This is a genomic window from Acidobacterium capsulatum ATCC 51196 (assembly GCF_000022565.1).
In the GTDB taxonomy this organism is placed as follows: domain Bacteria; phylum Acidobacteriota; class Terriglobia; order Terriglobales; family Acidobacteriaceae; genus Acidobacterium; species Acidobacterium capsulatum.
Map to the genome: position 1 here is coordinate 3,835,457 of NC_012483.1, position 13,867 is coordinate 3,849,323.

The 13,867-nt window shown below is 60.6% G+C and carries 14 protein-coding genes; 9 read left to right on the forward strand and 5 right to left on the reverse strand.

Going from position 1 to position 13,867, the window contains the following annotated elements; translation table 11 throughout:
• Positions 1 to 51 precede the first annotated feature (51 nt).
• From coaD to ACP_RS15815, 3 genes are all read left to right on the forward strand, one after another.
• Positions 52 to 540, forward strand: coding sequence for a pantetheine-phosphate adenylyltransferase (coaD, locus tag ACP_RS15805; protein ID WP_015898341.1), 489 nt, complete (start codon positions 52 to 54; stop codon positions 538 to 540).
• Positions 541 to 600: 60 nt separating this feature from the next.
• Entirely contained in the window at positions 601 to 1,791 is a 1,191-nt protein-coding gene (locus ACP_RS15810) for a pyridoxal phosphate-dependent aminotransferase (protein ID WP_015898342.1), read from the forward strand.
• A gap of 96 nt (positions 1,792 to 1,887) precedes the next feature.
• On the forward strand, positions 1,888 to 2,571 hold the full coding sequence (locus ACP_RS15815) for an HAD-IA family hydrolase (protein ID WP_015898343.1): 684 nt from the start codon (positions 1,888 to 1,890) through the stop codon (positions 2,569 to 2,571).
• A gap of 197 nt (positions 2,572 to 2,768) precedes the next feature.
• On the opposite strand, the gene hppD is transcribed toward ACP_RS15815, so the two are convergent.
• Positions 2,769 to 3,893, reverse strand: coding sequence for a 4-hydroxyphenylpyruvate dioxygenase (gene hppD, locus ACP_RS15820; RefSeq protein WP_015898344.1), 1,125 nt, complete (start codon positions 3,891 to 3,893; stop codon positions 2,769 to 2,771).
• A 289-nt stretch (positions 3,894 to 4,182) separates the two neighbouring features.
• On the opposite strand from hppD, the gene phoU reads away from it, so the two are divergent.
• The 3 genes from phoU to guaB all read left to right on the forward strand — a co-directional run bounded on the left by phoU (position 4,183) and on the right by guaB (position 7,459).
• Positions 4,183 to 4,851, forward strand: a complete 669-nt coding sequence (phoU, locus tag ACP_RS15825) for a phosphate signaling complex protein PhoU (protein ID WP_041839673.1) — start codon at positions 4,183 to 4,185, stop codon at positions 4,849 to 4,851.
• A gap of 27 nt (positions 4,852 to 4,878) precedes the next feature.
• Positions 4,879 to 5,727 carry a bifunctional methylenetetrahydrofolate dehydrogenase/methenyltetrahydrofolate cyclohydrolase FolD gene (gene folD / locus ACP_RS15830; RefSeq protein WP_015898346.1) on the forward strand — a complete coding sequence of 283 codons (849 nt, stop codon included), beginning with the start codon at positions 4,879 to 4,881 and terminating at the stop codon, positions 5,725 to 5,727.
• A 208-nt stretch (positions 5,728 to 5,935) separates the two neighbouring features.
• Positions 5,936 to 7,459, forward strand: coding sequence for an IMP dehydrogenase (gene guaB, locus ACP_RS15835; RefSeq protein WP_015898348.1), 1,524 nt, complete (start codon positions 5,936 to 5,938; stop codon positions 7,457 to 7,459).
• 74 nt (positions 7,460 to 7,533) lie between these two features.
• Here guaB and crcB read toward each other — a convergent pair whose 3' ends face one another.
• The gene (gene crcB, locus ACP_RS15840) at positions 7,534 to 7,911 is read right to left on the reverse strand and encodes a fluoride efflux transporter CrcB (RefSeq protein WP_015898349.1); all 378 of its coding nucleotides are present in this window, start codon (positions 7,909 to 7,911) and stop codon (positions 7,534 to 7,536) included.
• Positions 7,912 to 8,166: 255 nt separating this feature from the next.
• On the opposite strand from crcB, the gene ACP_RS15845 reads away from it, so the two are divergent.
• Positions 8,167 to 9,222 carry a type III polyketide synthase gene (locus ACP_RS15845; protein WP_015898350.1) on the forward strand — a complete coding sequence of 352 codons (1,056 nt, stop codon included), beginning with the start codon at positions 8,167 to 8,169 and terminating at the stop codon, positions 9,220 to 9,222.
• 16 nt (positions 9,223 to 9,238) lie between these two features.
• Here the strand turns inward: ACP_RS15845 and ACP_RS15850 are convergent, their stop codons facing one another.
• Both ACP_RS15850 and ACP_RS15855 read right to left on the reverse strand, forming a co-directional pair.
• Positions 9,239 to 9,982, reverse strand: coding sequence for a phenylalanine 4-monooxygenase (locus ACP_RS15850; RefSeq protein WP_148215187.1), 744 nt, complete (start codon positions 9,980 to 9,982; stop codon positions 9,239 to 9,241).
• A 133-nt stretch (positions 9,983 to 10,115) separates the two neighbouring features.
• Positions 10,116 to 10,574, reverse strand: a complete 459-nt coding sequence (locus ACP_RS15855) for a winged helix-turn-helix transcriptional regulator (RefSeq protein ID WP_015898352.1) — start codon at positions 10,572 to 10,574, stop codon at positions 10,116 to 10,118.
• A gap of 91 nt (positions 10,575 to 10,665) precedes the next feature.
• Between ACP_RS15855 and ACP_RS15860 the strand changes: the two genes are divergently transcribed.
• Positions 10,666 to 11,532 carry an SDR family oxidoreductase gene (locus ACP_RS15860; RefSeq protein WP_015898353.1) on the forward strand — a complete coding sequence of 289 codons (867 nt, stop codon included), beginning with the start codon at positions 10,666 to 10,668 and terminating at the stop codon, positions 11,530 to 11,532.
• Between the two features lie 572 nt (positions 11,533 to 12,104).
• Positions 12,105 to 12,311 (forward strand): DUF2188 domain-containing protein, encoded by a 207-nt coding sequence (locus tag ACP_RS18900; protein ID WP_083770644.1) that lies wholly within the window; start codon positions 12,105 to 12,107, stop codon positions 12,309 to 12,311.
• Positions 12,312 to 12,423: 112 nt separating this feature from the next.
• Here the strand turns inward: ACP_RS18900 and ACP_RS15865 are convergent, their stop codons facing one another.
• Positions 12,424 to 13,329: an FRG domain-containing protein gene (locus tag ACP_RS15865; protein WP_015898354.1), complete on the reverse strand. Its 906-nt coding sequence runs from the start codon at positions 13,327 to 13,329 to the stop codon at positions 12,424 to 12,426.
• Positions 13,330 to 13,867: the final 538 nt, after the last annotated feature.

Consider the following 13,867-nt stretch of genomic DNA (forward strand, 5'->3'; position numbering starts at 1 on the left):
GCGCGGCCATGGTGTAAGCCTCTGTTCTCAGTCAGCTACAATCAGCTTGCCGTGCATACCGTAAAAGCCATCTACCCCGGCAGTTTTGACCCTGTCACCAACGGTCACCTCGATCTCATCGCGCGGGGCGCCAAGATGTTTGACCATCTCGTCGTCGCCATCCTTCGCAACTCCACCAAAGCGCCGCTCTTCACCGAGGCCGAGCGTGTGGAGATGCTCACCGAGGGCGTGCGCGGCTTCGGCAACGTCAGCGTGGCCACCTTTCATGGCCTGCTGGTGGACTTTGCCCGCGAGCAGAAAGCCAACGCCGTGCTGCGCGGCATCCGCGCCATCAGCGACTACGAGTACGAGTTTCAGATGGCCCTCATGAACCGCCGCCTCGCGCCCGAGGTGGAGACCATCTTCCTCATGCCCGACGCAAAATACTCCTTTGTCAGCTCGCGCCTCATCAAGCAGGTCTTTGAGCTGGGCGGCTCGGTGGATGGCCTGGTGCCGGATTTTGTTGTCGAACGCCTCAAACAGCGCGTGCCGCACCTCTAGCCGCCGCCTGCCGCGCGGATTCTTCCCCCGCCGCGCATGAAAATCTGAAAAAATGGTGGCATGGCTACCACCGCTACCCGTGTCTTTGCCGAACGTATCGGCCGCATTGAGGTCTCCGCAACCATGGCTGTGACCGCCGAAGCCGCGAAGCTTCGCGCTCAGGGCCACAAACTCGTCGACTTTGGCGCCGGCGAACCCCACTTTGCCACGCCGCAGCATATCAAAGACGCCGCCATCCAGGCGATTCATGACAACTTCACGCGTTACACGGTGGTCTCCGGTATTCCCGAGGTGCGCAAGGCCATTGTGGAGCGCCACGCCGCCGACTTCGGCACCGACTACGCGCCCGAGGAATGCGTCTTCACCACGGGCGGCAAGCTGGCCCTCTTCAACGCCATTCAGGTGCTCATCGATCACGGCGACGAAGTGATTCTGCCCGTGCCCTACTGGGTCTCCTACAAGGACATCATTCAGTACGCCGGCGGCAAAGTCGTGTATCTCGAAACCGACGAAGCCGAGAATTTCCGTATCACCGCCGATGCCATTGAGGCGGCCATCACGCCGCGCACCAAGGCCATCATTCTCAACTCGCCTTCCAACCCGGCGGGCTCGGTCGTTTCCACTGCCGATCTTGAGCGCATCGTCCGCCTCGCCCACGCGCGCGGCATCTTCCTGATGCTTGATGAGTGCTACAGCTACCTGCAGTTCAACGGCGAGATGATCAGCGGCGCTTCCTTCAAAGAAGCCAAGGAGCACGTGATCGTGCTCGGCTCGCTCTCGAAGACCTATGCCATGACCGGCTGGCGCGCCGGCTACGCGCTGGGCCCCAAGGCCATCATCGCGGCCATGAGCAAGCTGCAGAGCCAGTCCACCTCCTCTACGGCATCGATGGTGCAAAAGGCCTCTCTGGCGGCCGTCGCCGGCCCGCAGGAGTGCGTCGCCGAGATGCGCGCCGACTACATCAAGCTGCGCGACCGCATTCTGGCCCGCCTTGCGGAGATTCCCGGCATCACCTGCACCAAGCCTGAGGGCGCGTTCTATGTTTACCCGAACGTGAGCGCTTATCTCGGCCGCCCCGGCGCGCAGACGGCCATGGAGCTGGCCTCGCGCCTGCTGCAGGAAGCGCATGTCGTCTCCGTTCCGGGCGAGGCTTTCGGAACGCAATCACACATCCGCCTCTCCTATGCGGTGTCGCATGACAACGTGGAAGAGGGCCTTGCACGCATGAAGCAGTTCTTCGCAAAGCTGTAAGCAGTCATCTATTCGGCTCTGATCCGAGCGTCTGGCCCTCCGCGGCTGGACGCTCGATCCGCCGGTCGCCCGCCCCAAAACTGCTACCCTGAAAAAGTGAAGATACAGACTCGCGGCATTTTGTTTGACATGGATGGCGTGCTGGTCAGCTCGCTTGGCTCCGTCGAGCGCAGTTGGCAGCGCTGGGCAGAGGAGCACGGCGTTGACCCCGCGCTCGCGATTCGCACCGCGCATGGCTGCCGGGCCATCGATACCGTTCGTTTCCTGCGCCCTGACATTGATGCTCAGGCCGGGCTGCGCCGCATTGAAGACCTCGAAGTCGAAGACAACGAAGGCCTCGAAATTCTTCCCGGCGTGCGCGCTCTGCTTTCCCAGCTTCCGCCCCACGCGTGGACGGTCGTGACCTCGGCCACCGAGCGGCTGGCGCGTGTGCGCCTCGCGCAGGGCGGCCTCACCGTGCCGGAGCACTTCATCACCGCCGATCTGGTCGAGAATGGCAAGCCGCATCCTGAGCCGTACCAGAAAGGTGCAAAGCTGCTCGGCCTGCGCCCGGAGGACTGCCTTGTCATTGAGGATGCCGCTTCCGGCGCCAAGGCCGGTCACGCGGCCGGGTGCAAGGTGCTGGCGACGCTCTTCTCGCACTCACTCGAAAGCCTCGCCGCCGCCGACTGGATTGTGCAGTCGCTCGAAGACGTGAAGCTCACCGTTCTTGAAGATGCGCAGGGCGTCTTGCTGGAACTCGATTTCACTCCGGTGGACCGCATGGTTCTGGCCCACTGAAAAGCTGCCCCGCGCAGAAGCTCTTCATCGTAGCTTCGTATCAGGGCATGGCTTCAGCCATGCCGCAAAAGCGCCGGAAATAACAGGGCCTTCGCCCCTGCACAAAGCTCATCGCCCTTGTCCTTCGCGCTTTTAATAACAAAGGCCGCTCCCATCGGAGCGGCCTTCGCTTTTCAGTCGTGATTTGAGACTGGTGCTTACAGATTGCCGCGCAGCTCCTGCTCGCGCTCAATGGCCTCAAACAGTGCCTTGAAGTTGCCCTTGCCAAAGCTGCGGCTGCCCTTGCGCTGAATGATCTCGTAGAAGAGCGTGGGCCGATCCTCGACCGGCTTGGTGAAGATCTGCAGCATGTAGCCCTCGTCGTCGCGATCCACCAGGATGCCGAGCTTCTCCAGCTCTTCAATCGGCTCGTCAATCTTGCCCACGCGGCCTTCAAGTTCTGTGTAATAGCTGTGCGGCACTTTCAGAAAGGCGACGCCCTGCGCCTGCAGCTTTGAGACCGTCTCCAGAATGTCATGGGTCGCCATCGCCACATGCTGCACGCCGGGGCCATGGTAGAACTCCAGATACTCTTCAATCTGCGACTTTCTGCGCCCCTCGGCCGGCTCGTTGATCGGGAACTTCACGCGCCCGTTGCCATTGGCCATCACCTTTGACATCAGCGCGGAGTACTCGGTCGAAATGTCCTTGTCGTCAAAGTGCTGGTAGAGCGAGAAGCCCATGATGTCCGCATAGAAATCCACCCAGCGGTTCATCTCATTCCAGCCCACGTTGCCGACCATGTGGTCCACATGCAGTAGCCCTGTCGGGCGTGCAATCGTGTCTTCTGCCTCGGCGCGATAGCCCGGCAAAAAGACGCCGTGGTAGCTGCCGCGCTCCACAAAGGTATGAACGGTATCGCCATAGGCCGCTATCGAGGCCATCTTGACGGTGCCGTGCTCGTCCTTCAGTTCAAAGGGCTCGCGCACGCTGCGTGCACCACGCTTGGTCGTTTCCTTCCATGCCTGCCGCGCGTCGTCCACCCACAGGGCCACGTCGCGAATGCCGTCGCCATGCAGATGAATGTGCGCGGCAATCTCGCCATCGGGGCGCAGCGGCGTGGTCAGCACGAAGCGAATCTTGTTCTGCTGCAGCACATAGCTGGCGCGGTCGCGCACGCCGGTCTCAGGGCCGGCATAGGCGACCAGTTGAAAGCCGAAGGCGACGCGGTAGAAATAGGCCGCCTGCTTGGCGTTGCCAACATAAAACTCAACATGGTCGGTGCCGTTCAACGGCAGAAAGTCTTTTTGTGTTGCGACTTCAGGGTGAACCAGGGTGGACATGCTGTTCTACTCCGATACAGGTACAAAAGTTTGCCGGGCGCGGGGAAGTGCTCTTTTCCCCCAGCGACCCTCTAAGCTATACCCGGAATGGCACAAATGGCAAAGGGGGGAACTGTTAAGATTCATGCCCTTTCCCCTTCTGGCAACCGGTGCTCTCTGCATGATTGAGATGCCCGCGCGCGGTAAGCGGTGCAAGTGACTTAAGGGAATGTCCTGGAGGCGCAGTCTCCGATTTTTCGCGTGGCTGTCACATCGAATGTTGCACAATACTAGGGACAGGAGTTACGCCGTGCCTCGCATTCACTTTCATCAGCAACTTGCCGACCTGAAGGACCGCCTGCTCGCCATGGCCGCCCTCGCCCAGCAGGCTGTCGAGTCCGCCGTGGATGCGTATTGCAACTTCGACGATGGGCTCTGCCAGTACGTCCGCGAGAACGAGACCGCCATCAACCTGGCCCAGCGCGAAGTGGACGAAATGGCCTACGATCTGCTCGCCAAGGAGCAGCCCATGGCCGTGGACCTGCGTTTCATTCTCGCGGTCATCAAGATCAACGGCGATCTGGAGCGCATTGGCGATCAGGCCATGGGCATCGCGCGCCGCACCCGCGAGCTGCTTGAAACCGACCGGCCCGAGCTGCCCGTGGATATCGCCCAGATGGGCGAGCAGGCCTGCAGGATGATCCGTACCTCGGTGCTGGCGCTGCTCGATGGCGACGCGCAGGTGGCCGACACCGTGCTGACCATGGACGATGAGATTGATGACCTGAACCGCGATGCCCAGCGCACCCTGCTGGGCAAGATTCAGGAGTCGCCCGAGTGTGCCGAGCATGCCTTGCTGGCCATCATGGTCTCGCGCAGCCTGGAGCGCATCGCCGACCACGCCACCAACATCGCCACTGACGTCATCTTCTGGATTCGCGGCGCGGACCTGCGTCATCAGCTCAGCATGGCGGAATAACCGCCCGCTTCCCGGTACACTAGCAGTATGTCCGCTATTGTTCTTGACGGTAAGGCTTACGCGAAGCAACTGGAAGGCGAGATGCAGGAGCGCGTCGAGCGCATCCGCGCCAAAACCAACGGCGAACCGCCGATTCTGGCCACCATTCTGGTGGGCAGTGATCCGGCCTCGGCCACGTACGTGCGCATGAAGGGCAATGCCTGCCGCCGCGTCGGCATGGACTCGCTCAGCGTTACCCTGCCCGAAGAGACCACCACCGAAGAGCTGCTGGCCAAAATCGACGAACTGAACGCCGATGAGCGCGTGCGCGGCATCCTGCTGCAGCATCCCGTACCAAAGCAGATTGATGAGCGCGCCTGCTTTGATCGCATCTCCATTGACAAAGATGTCGATGGCGTCACCACGCACGGCTTTGGCCGCATGGCCATGGATGAGCCGGCCTACGGCTCCGCGACTCCGGCCGGCATCATGCGCCTGCTGCGGCATTATCAGATTCCTCTGGAAGGCAAAGAGGCCGTTGTGGTGGGCCGCAGCCCCATTCTGGGCAAGCCCATGGCCATGATGCTGCTGGCCGCCAATGCCACGGTGACCATCTGCCACTCGCGCACGAAGAATCTGCCCGACGTCATTCGCCGTGCCGACATCATTGTGGGCGCGCTCGGCAAGCCCGAGTTCATCAAGGGCGACTGGATTCGCGATGGAGCTGTCGTCGTGGACGCCGGTTATCATCCGGGCGGTGTGGGCGACATCGAGCTTTCGGCCGTGATTGGCCGCTGTGCGGCGTACACTCCGGTCCCGGGCGGTGTCGGCCCCATGACCATTGCCACGCTCATTGCGCAAACGGTGGAAGCCGCTGAAAAGGCCGCCGGCATCTAGCGCAGCCTCTGTTTCGCGCGGGCCACTCAGCAGAATGAAGCGAAATCGCCGGCTCGTGCATCTTTTGAAGAACGATAAATTCATTGTCCGCGCATGCGGGGCAAGGTTGCCCCGCACCGGCGTGGACTCTACAATGTCACAAAGCTGCTCCTGCCCGCCTCCTTTCTGAACGCATTGGCCCTCGAGAGCTTTTGCCGAAAAAATACTTATGATTGATGGACCGATTCCCGAAGCTCTGACGTTTGATGATGTGCTGCTGGTTCCTGCCTACAGCGAAGTAATTCCCAGCCAGGTCAGTACCGAGACGCGACTGACGCGTACCATCCGGTTGAACATTCCACTTTTGAGTGCCGCGATGGACACCGTGACCGAGTCGCGCCTGGCCATTGCGATGGCCCAGCAGGGCGGCATTGGCATTGTTCACCGCAACCTCACCATTGAGGAGCAGGCCGGGGAAATCGACAAGGTCAAGCGCTCTGAGAGCGGCATGATCGTCGATCCGGTCACGATGGAGCCCGAGCAGTTGATCTCCGACGCCCTCGACGTGATGCGGCGTTACAAGATCAGCGGCGTGCCCGTGACGCGCAACAAGAAGCTGGTCGGCATTCTGACCAACCGCGACCTGCGCTTTGAGACCCGCACTGATGTGCCCATCGGCGAGGTGATGACCAAGGAGCATCTCATCACCGTTCCCGTCGGCACCACGCTGGAGCAGGCCGAAGAGATTCTGCATCACCACCGCGTCGAGAAGCTGCTGGTCGTCAATGACCAGTACGAGCTCAAGGGCCTCATCACCGTCAAGGACATCCAGAAGAAGCTCAAGTACCCCAACGCCTCCAAGGACGAGCAGGGCCGCCTGCGCGTGGGCGGCGCCATCGGCGCTACGGGCGACTTTCTGGAGCGCGCCGCCGAGCTGATCAAAAATCGCGTGGACGTACTCTCCATCGATTCGGCCCACGGTCACTCCTCGCGTGTGCTCGATGCCATTCGCGAGGTCAAGAAGCGCTTTCCTGATGTCGCTCTGCTCGCCGGCAATGTGGCCACCTACGAGGGTGCCAAGGCCATGATCGAGGCCGGTGCGGACGGCATCAAGGTGGGCATCGGCCCCGGCTCCATCTGCACCACGCGCATGGTCACCGGCGCGGGCATGCCGCAGATCACGGCTATCTCCGAGGCATTCCGTGCGGGCCGCGAGCATGATGTTCCGGTCATTGCTGACGGCGGCATCAAGTACTCCGGCGATATCGCCAAGGCCATCGCCGCCGGCGCAAGCTCGGTGATGATTGGCTCGCTCTTTGCCGGTGTGGATGAAAGCCCCGGCGAAACCATCCTCTACCAGGGCCGCTCCTTCAAGGCGTACCGTGGCATGGGCTCGCTGAGCGCTATGTCGCAGGGCTCGGGCGAACGCTACTTCCAGGGGCCGAGCGACCGCTTTGCCGAGGCCGTGCGCAGCGAGGGTGTCGTCAGCCGCGAGCGCAACGGCGAGAACCGCCTCGCCAAGTTTGTGCCTGAAGGCATTGAAGGCCGCGTGCCCTATCGCGGACCCCTCGAAGCCATGGTCTACCAGCTTGTCGGTGGCCTCCGCTCCGGCATGGGCTATCTGGGCTGCTCCAGCATTCACGAGATGCAGACGCAGTCTCGCTTCGTGCGCATCTCCAACGCGGGCCTGCGTGAGAGCCACGTGCACGACGTCATCATCACGCGCGAGGCTCCCAACTATCACGTGGAGTAGTCCTCAGCCAATCAGGCAAGACAAAGGGTGCGGGAGATTCCCGCACCCTTTCCATTTCCGCTGATATTGCCGGCCTACGCTACGATGCGGTTGCCGACGACCATCCCCAGCCAGACCGCCAGAATGCCCAGCGCCAGACTGCTGCCAAAGTAAAGCACCGCTGTGCCCATCTGGCCATGCTGCGCGGCCCGCAGCGTTTCGTACTCAAACGTCGAGAAGGTCGTGTACGCACCGATAAACCCGGTCGGAATCGCGAGCCGCCATGCCGGAGACAGGTCCATGTGCGCGTCCAGCACGGTCAGCGCGAGACCGATCAGGAAGCACCCCGTCACGTTGATGGCAAAGGTGCCGTAAGGGAAGCGGGTGCCGAGACGCTCGTAAATCCACACTCCCACGGTGTAACGCGCCAGCGCGCCCAGTGCGCCGCCCAGCGCAACCCACAGATATTTCATTTGAAAAGACTCCTTCCTGGCACTCTTTGAACCGCGAGCGCGGTGCTTCAGCAAAAGTGTCAGGAGTCATTGGCTGCCGGGACCGGCAACGGTTGGGACTGAGGCGAACTCCACCGCCCGTATCTCCAGCATGGCGAAGGGCGCGCCGCGCGTCAAGAGGGCACTGTGTTCATGAGCGCAAAACCACTTTACGCAAGATTTATGATGGGCGCGGCGTAACAGTTGGTCTCAGGCGTCATCATACAAGTACAACGCATGCGAATCCTTACGACCTCCACGGCTTTTCCCAAGCACTACTATACGCAGCAGCAGATCGCTGAAGAGCTTTGCCGGTATTGGGAGCAAAGCATTGATATCGCGGTGCTTGAGCGGCTGCATGGCCGCACCGGCGTCGATGGGCGCTACTTTTCCCGGCCTCTGGACGAGTACCGCTCGCTCGACACCTGGGGCAAGGCCAATAACGTGTGGATTGAAACCGCGCTCGACCTCGGCGAGCAGGCCATCGAGTGCCTGCTGCGGCAATCGGGCGTGCGGCGCGAGCAGATCGGCGCGATCTTTTTTGTGTCGGTGACCGGCGTGGCCAGCCCCTCGATTGACGCGCGGCTGGTGAATCGCATGGGCCTGCCGCGCAGCATTCGCCGCAACCCCATCTTTGGGCTGGGCTGCGTCGCCGGAGCCGCCGGCCTGGCGCGCGTGGCCGATTACGTGAAGGCCTATCCCGATCAATATGCCGTGCTGCTGTCTGTCGAGCTGTGTTCGCTGACGTGGCAGCGGGGCGATGTGTCGGTCGCGAACCTCATCTCGACGGGTCTGTTTGGCGATGGCGCGGCCGCCGTTCTCGTGGGCGGAGCCCAGACGCCGGCGCTGGCCGGCGCGGGGCCGCGCATTCTGGACCATGCGCAGGTCTTTTACCCCGGCACCGAAGACGTGATGGGCTGGGATATCTCCGAGCGCGGCTTTCAGATCGTGCTGTCGCCAGAGGTGCCGCAGGTGGTGCGCGAGAATCTGGGCGGCGATGTGGACCGCTTTCTGGCCGGGCATGGGCTGACGCGGGCCGATATCGGCTGCTGGCTCATGCATACGGGCGGCCCCAAAGTGCTGGAGGCCTCAGAAGAGGCGCTCGGCCTCGAGCACGGCGCGCTGGTGCGCTCGTGGGAGGCGCTGCGGCGCGTGGGCAATCTGTCGTCGGCCTCCGTGCTGGTGGTGCTCGATGACGTGATGAAGCAGCACCGTCCCGCGCCGGGCACAAAGAGCCTGCTGGCCGCCATGGGCCCGGGCTTCTGCGCGGAGATGCTGCTGCTGGAGTGGTGAGACGAGCTTTCTCCCTTTAGCGGCAGAGCAGGGCTTCGGCTTCTTTGGCGGCCTCGAAGATCTGGTCAAACGACTCGACGGCGTACAGCACCGGCTGCATCTCTGAGACGTTGACCGTCTGGTTGAGCACCTGTTCGAGGTTCCAGTCGCGAATCTCGGGCCTGCCCTCAATCACATGCGTGGACTCGCCGTGCGAGGAGATCAGCCCGCTGCCGTAGAGCTTGATTTGCCCATGCTGGCGGATGACGCCGAACTCCACGGTGAACCAGAAGAGGCGGCCCATGCGTTCGAGGGCGTCCTTGTCGTGCATGATGCGGGCGCAGGTCTTGCCATACTGCTGCAGAAAGTCGGCAAAGACGGGGTGCGCGTGCATGGGCACGTGGCCGAGCACGTCGTGAAAGATGTCCGGCTCAGGGGTGTACTCCATCGACTCGCGGTCACGCAGCCAGGTTGTGGTGGGGAACTGGCGGTCGGCCAGCATCTCAAAGAAGGCGTCGGGCGGCAGAAAGCCGCTGACCGGGGTGGCGTTCCAGCCGGTGAGCGGGCCCAGGCGGCGGTTGACGTCCGCAAGGTTGGGGATGGAGTCCTCGCGCAGGCCGATCTGGACGAAGCCGGAGAGATACTCCTGGCAGGCGTACTGGCGCAACTGGGGCATGCGGCGGCCGACCAGCTCCTGCCAGATGGCGTGCTGCTCGGATGTGTACGCGTTCCAGTCCTGCTGGATGAGGTAGGGCTCGGCGACGGTCAAGGTAGAGGGCATATCGGGACTCCGGACGAAACCCTTTAGCATCGCGCGCCGGATTGGGGTTGTCAAACGGCTCCGGCAAGCCCCCATCGATGTGGGCTTGTCTATCGGAGACGGGCTAGGGGGGACGGGCCAGGGGCGAGACGGGCTAGGGGATTGTTTGCCAGCGCGGTGCGGGGCTCTTGCGAGAGGCTTCCTGGGTGCTTTTGGGCGGGGTGGTCTTCTTCCGGGCGCTGTCACGGTTCTGTAGGATGCGGGGGCCGCGTTTGTGTATGAAGCTGGTCAGCGCATGCACGTGGGTGCTGAGTTCGCGGCCGAGCGGCGTGAGGCTGTACTCCACTTTGGGCGGTTTGGTGGCGAGCACGGTGCGCTTGACGAAGCCATCCATCTCCAGGCGGCGCAGGGTTTGGGCGAGCATTTTCTCGCTGACTCCGCCGATGAGGTAGGCCAGTTCGCTGAAGCGGTAGGTGCGCTCGCGCAGCAGCACGATGACGAGCGATCCCCAGCGGGACATGATGTCGTCGAGGATGATGCGGGTGGGGCAGTCCGCGGCGTAGAGGTTGGGCTTGGGGATGCGGGCGGTTTTGGTGGAGCGAGGCCAGGGCATGCCATGAGCTTACCTGAAGGTATGTACTTACCGGAAGAAAGCTCATGGGCTAACGTGGAGATGAGGCGCAATGCCTGAGAGGAGAAGTGCAATGATCGTGATAACGGGAGCAACCGGGCAGCTAGGGCAGCTTGTGATTGCCGAACTGCTGAAGAGGACCGAGGCGGGAAAGATTGTGGCGGCGGTTCGCACGCCGGCCAAGGCCGCGCATCTGGCCGCGCAGGGCGTCGTGGTGCGGGAGGCCGATTATTCGCGTCCCGAGACGCTGGCGGCGGCTTTTCAGGGAGCCACCCGGCTGTTGCTGATTTCGGGCAACGAGATTGGCCAGCGTGAGCCGCAGCACAAGGCGGTCATTGATGCGGCCAAGGCGGCGGGCGTCCCGTTTGTGGCCTACACGAGCCTGCTGCACTGCGACACCTCTCCGATGGTGCTGGCCCGGGAGCATCTGGTGACGGAGCAGTATCTGGCGTCGAGCGGCCTTGCCTATTGCCTGCTGCGGAATGGCTGGTACTTCGAGAATCAGACGGCTGCGATTCCGGCGGCGCTTGCGCAGGGAGCGTTTGTGGGGGCGTCAGGCGAGGGACGGTTTGCGGCTGCGTCGCGCGCGGACTATGCCGCCGCGGCGGCGGAGGTGCTGACCGGCAGCGGGTATGAGAATCGCGTGCTCGAGTTGGGCGGCGACGCGCCCTACACACGGGCGGAGCTGGCCGCGGAGGTGAGCCGGCAGACGGGCAAGGAGATCGCGTACCGCAATCTTTCCGAGGCCGAATACCGGGCAATCCTGAGCAACTTTTTGCCGGCGGCGCTTGCCGAGGCCATCGCGGACTCGGAGGCGCATGCCGCGCAGGGTGCGCTGGACGATGACTCTCACACGCTGAGCCGCCTGCTCGGACGGCCCACGACCACGCTGGCGGAGGCTGTGGCCTCGGCGCTGCGGGCCCCTGTGGCGAGCCACTAGGCCGGCGCGAATGCTCGGGGGCTGGCCGGGGTTGGGAGTGGCCGGCCGGCCCGCGAGGGGTTTGCCCGCCGCCCCGCCCGGCTTGCAAAAAAAAACTCACATTAACGTCTTGTAAGCTGCTGATTCTAAAACTGCTTGCGGGGGGTTAGTCTCGCAAGTCCTTTAGAATCAACATACATTAACCCCGCTTTGGCCCGGGTTTGATTGGGGCCGTGGCGCGCCGGAAACGAAAAAAAGCTCAGGGAGGGACCGGGTTGGGGCGGTCTTTTTCTGAGCTTCTATTTTTATGTTAGCGGAATGAGGGGGAATTCCCGGCAGGGGGCGGGTTACTTTGGGGGAGGGGGGGCAGTAGGATTGGAGACTTGGCGCTTGTCGAGTCGGTGTGGCGATTAGTGGGATTGAATTCCGTGGATGCCTACTCTAGATCCGAAGCGCAAATGAAACCGGATGAACGCTCAGTCGTATTATCGTCAAGCGGGACCCTTGAGGCTGCAGGACGCGAATATAGACTGGCTTTTCGCCCGCGCCCCGGCCCCTCGCGGTATATCCTACTCGAAGGAAAGGAGGCCTTCATGGCCAAGGATGAGTTGTATATCGAAAGACGTGAGAAGGGAGATTATGCGATAAGAAAACCAGGTTCGGAAAGGGCGAGCGCAACCGGTAAAACCCAAGCTGAAGCAATTGAGCGGGCTCGCCAATTGAACCCGGATGCAGCAATTCACGTTGAGCGCGTTCGTGACACTAGTGTTGGTGGTAGGGACAAATGGCGGAGACTCTAAGAGTCAAGAGAGTCAAAGCTGAATGTTAAGAAATCGAATCATCGACGCGCTAAATCTTCTCGGTTTGAATTTGCGCTCTTGGCAATTCTCAAACCGGTCTTAAGCGTATGAACTATAGATTTGTGTAATGATCCTTGATCCAGGCGGCAGCCTTGTCGATCTCAGGATAGAGTGTGCTTTCGTTGATGCCAAGATTCTCAAGAGCGTCTCGAATAGGTTTCTTTGCTTTCTGAGGAACAGGAAAGCAGGTTTCTTCGATCATGTCCGGAAGGATTATTTTTTCGGACTGGGACGGATCTATGCCATAAAGGATGAAGGCACCTGATTGCGCCAAAATTCGCCTGTTGCTCATCTTGGGATGAACAAAATATGGCACAAATAAATCTACGGGTTTCATGATTGGCTGGAAATAGGGTTTTTCGGCCCTGACAAATTGAAGAAGTCGTTTTATGACGTTATTTTCATTGAAATTCTTGATTTGTTCGTCTTCGGGTTGTCCAATTAGCGATTCTGTCAATTGATAAATCTTAGCTTTCTCCTCAGAAGTCATATTGGCCAAATTGGCAATACAGCTCACGGAATCGCTGTCATAATACTTCTCCAGTTCTTGCGGAATTGCGAAAGCTGTGACCATGCCGTCGCACTGTTTGCTACCTCGAGGGCTCGGCTCAGTTGCAAAATACAGTGCGACCAATGCATTCCGCGATACGTCGAGCAATCGAGTCGGAAGTCCAAAATGCTGCATTCGGACAAGCTTCTCGAACATGGTTTCGTCAGATGCGAACTCATGAGGTTGAACTGAGATTAGTTTTCGAATTGCGTTCTTCTCATCTTCAAGAAGCTCTTTGAGCTCAGGTCGAAATATACCCGCTAGGTTCCGCCAAGAGGCGTCCCGAACGCCGCGATAGCAATTCAGCCAATATCTATATTTAGACTTCGATGAATATTTCTCAAACGCCTCTATAAAGCCAGCCAGAGAGTGAGGTGGGTCGGATTTAGGTGTGCTTTTCTTATTCATTCAACACCAGAAGGGCTCCAATACGGCAAGGGCGACGCGCTGCTTTTTGCAACAGTTCACCATAGTAAATGGATCCGCACAACCAATCTTCCAATTTGAGACGGGTACAGGAACTACCGAAGGACCGGCTAGCCCTCAATGAAACCCTCGACATTCGCCGTCGGTTGGTCACTTCTAAATTGGTAACGAAATATCGGCGATCGTCCACAATTTAGCCGGTTCACTTGTCAACAGTCGATTTCCGCCAAATCTCTCGCTAAAAACAATTCATGTGTAGCGGAGCGCCGAGTCCGTTGCTTTGGGGATATGAGCGACAGCCTACTGTATAAAGTGCAGCGTGAAAGCATCGTAAGTCGGGACTCAATTTGATTGGAAGGACTCCTGTGGCCGCAAGAACCGGAAGAGTTGGATGGCTCGGATTTGATGGACGCACATTCTTGACCGCGCAGGAACACGAAACATATTGCCGTCGCATGCCTGTTCGCTATGCCGCCAAGAACCTCACGACTGCGCGAGATATTTGCTTCAAGTGTGGCGG

Excerpts from the sequence above, each read along its gene's own strand:
- ACP_RS15850 (WP_148215187.1), bottom strand. The coding sequence starts at position 9,982 with ATGCCCTCTACCTTGACCGTCGCCGAGCCCTACCTCATCCAGCAGGAC.
- ACP_RS15865 (WP_015898354.1), bottom strand. The coding sequence starts at position 13,329 with ATGAATAAGAAAAGCACACCTAAATCCGACCCACCTCACTCTCTGGCT.
- ACP_RS15845 (WP_015898350.1), top strand. The coding sequence starts at position 8,167 with ATGCGAATCCTTACGACCTCCACGGCTTTTCCCAAGCACTACTATACG.
- ACP_RS15855 (WP_015898352.1), bottom strand. The coding sequence starts at position 10,574 with ATGCCCTGGCCTCGCTCCACCAAAACCGCCCGCATCCCCAAGCCCAAC.
- crcB (WP_015898349.1), bottom strand. The coding sequence starts at position 7,911 with ATGAAATATCTGTGGGTTGCGCTGGGCGGCGCACTGGGCGCGCTGGCG.
- ACP_RS18900 (WP_083770644.1), top strand. The coding sequence starts at position 12,105 with ATGGCCAAGGATGAGTTGTATATCGAAAGACGTGAGAAGGGAGATTAT.
- hppD (WP_015898344.1), bottom strand. The coding sequence starts at position 3,893 with ATGTCCACCCTGGTTCACCCTGAAGTCGCAACACAAAAAGACTTTCTG.
- ACP_RS15860 (WP_015898353.1), top strand. The coding sequence starts at position 10,666 with ATGATCGTGATAACGGGAGCAACCGGGCAGCTAGGGCAGCTTGTGATT.
- ACP_RS15810 (WP_015898342.1), top strand. The coding sequence starts at position 601 with ATGGCTACCACCGCTACCCGTGTCTTTGCCGAACGTATCGGCCGCATT.
- guaB (WP_015898348.1), top strand. The coding sequence starts at position 5,936 with ATGATTGATGGACCGATTCCCGAAGCTCTGACGTTTGATGATGTGCTG.
- folD (WP_015898346.1), top strand. The coding sequence starts at position 4,879 with ATGTCCGCTATTGTTCTTGACGGTAAGGCTTACGCGAAGCAACTGGAA.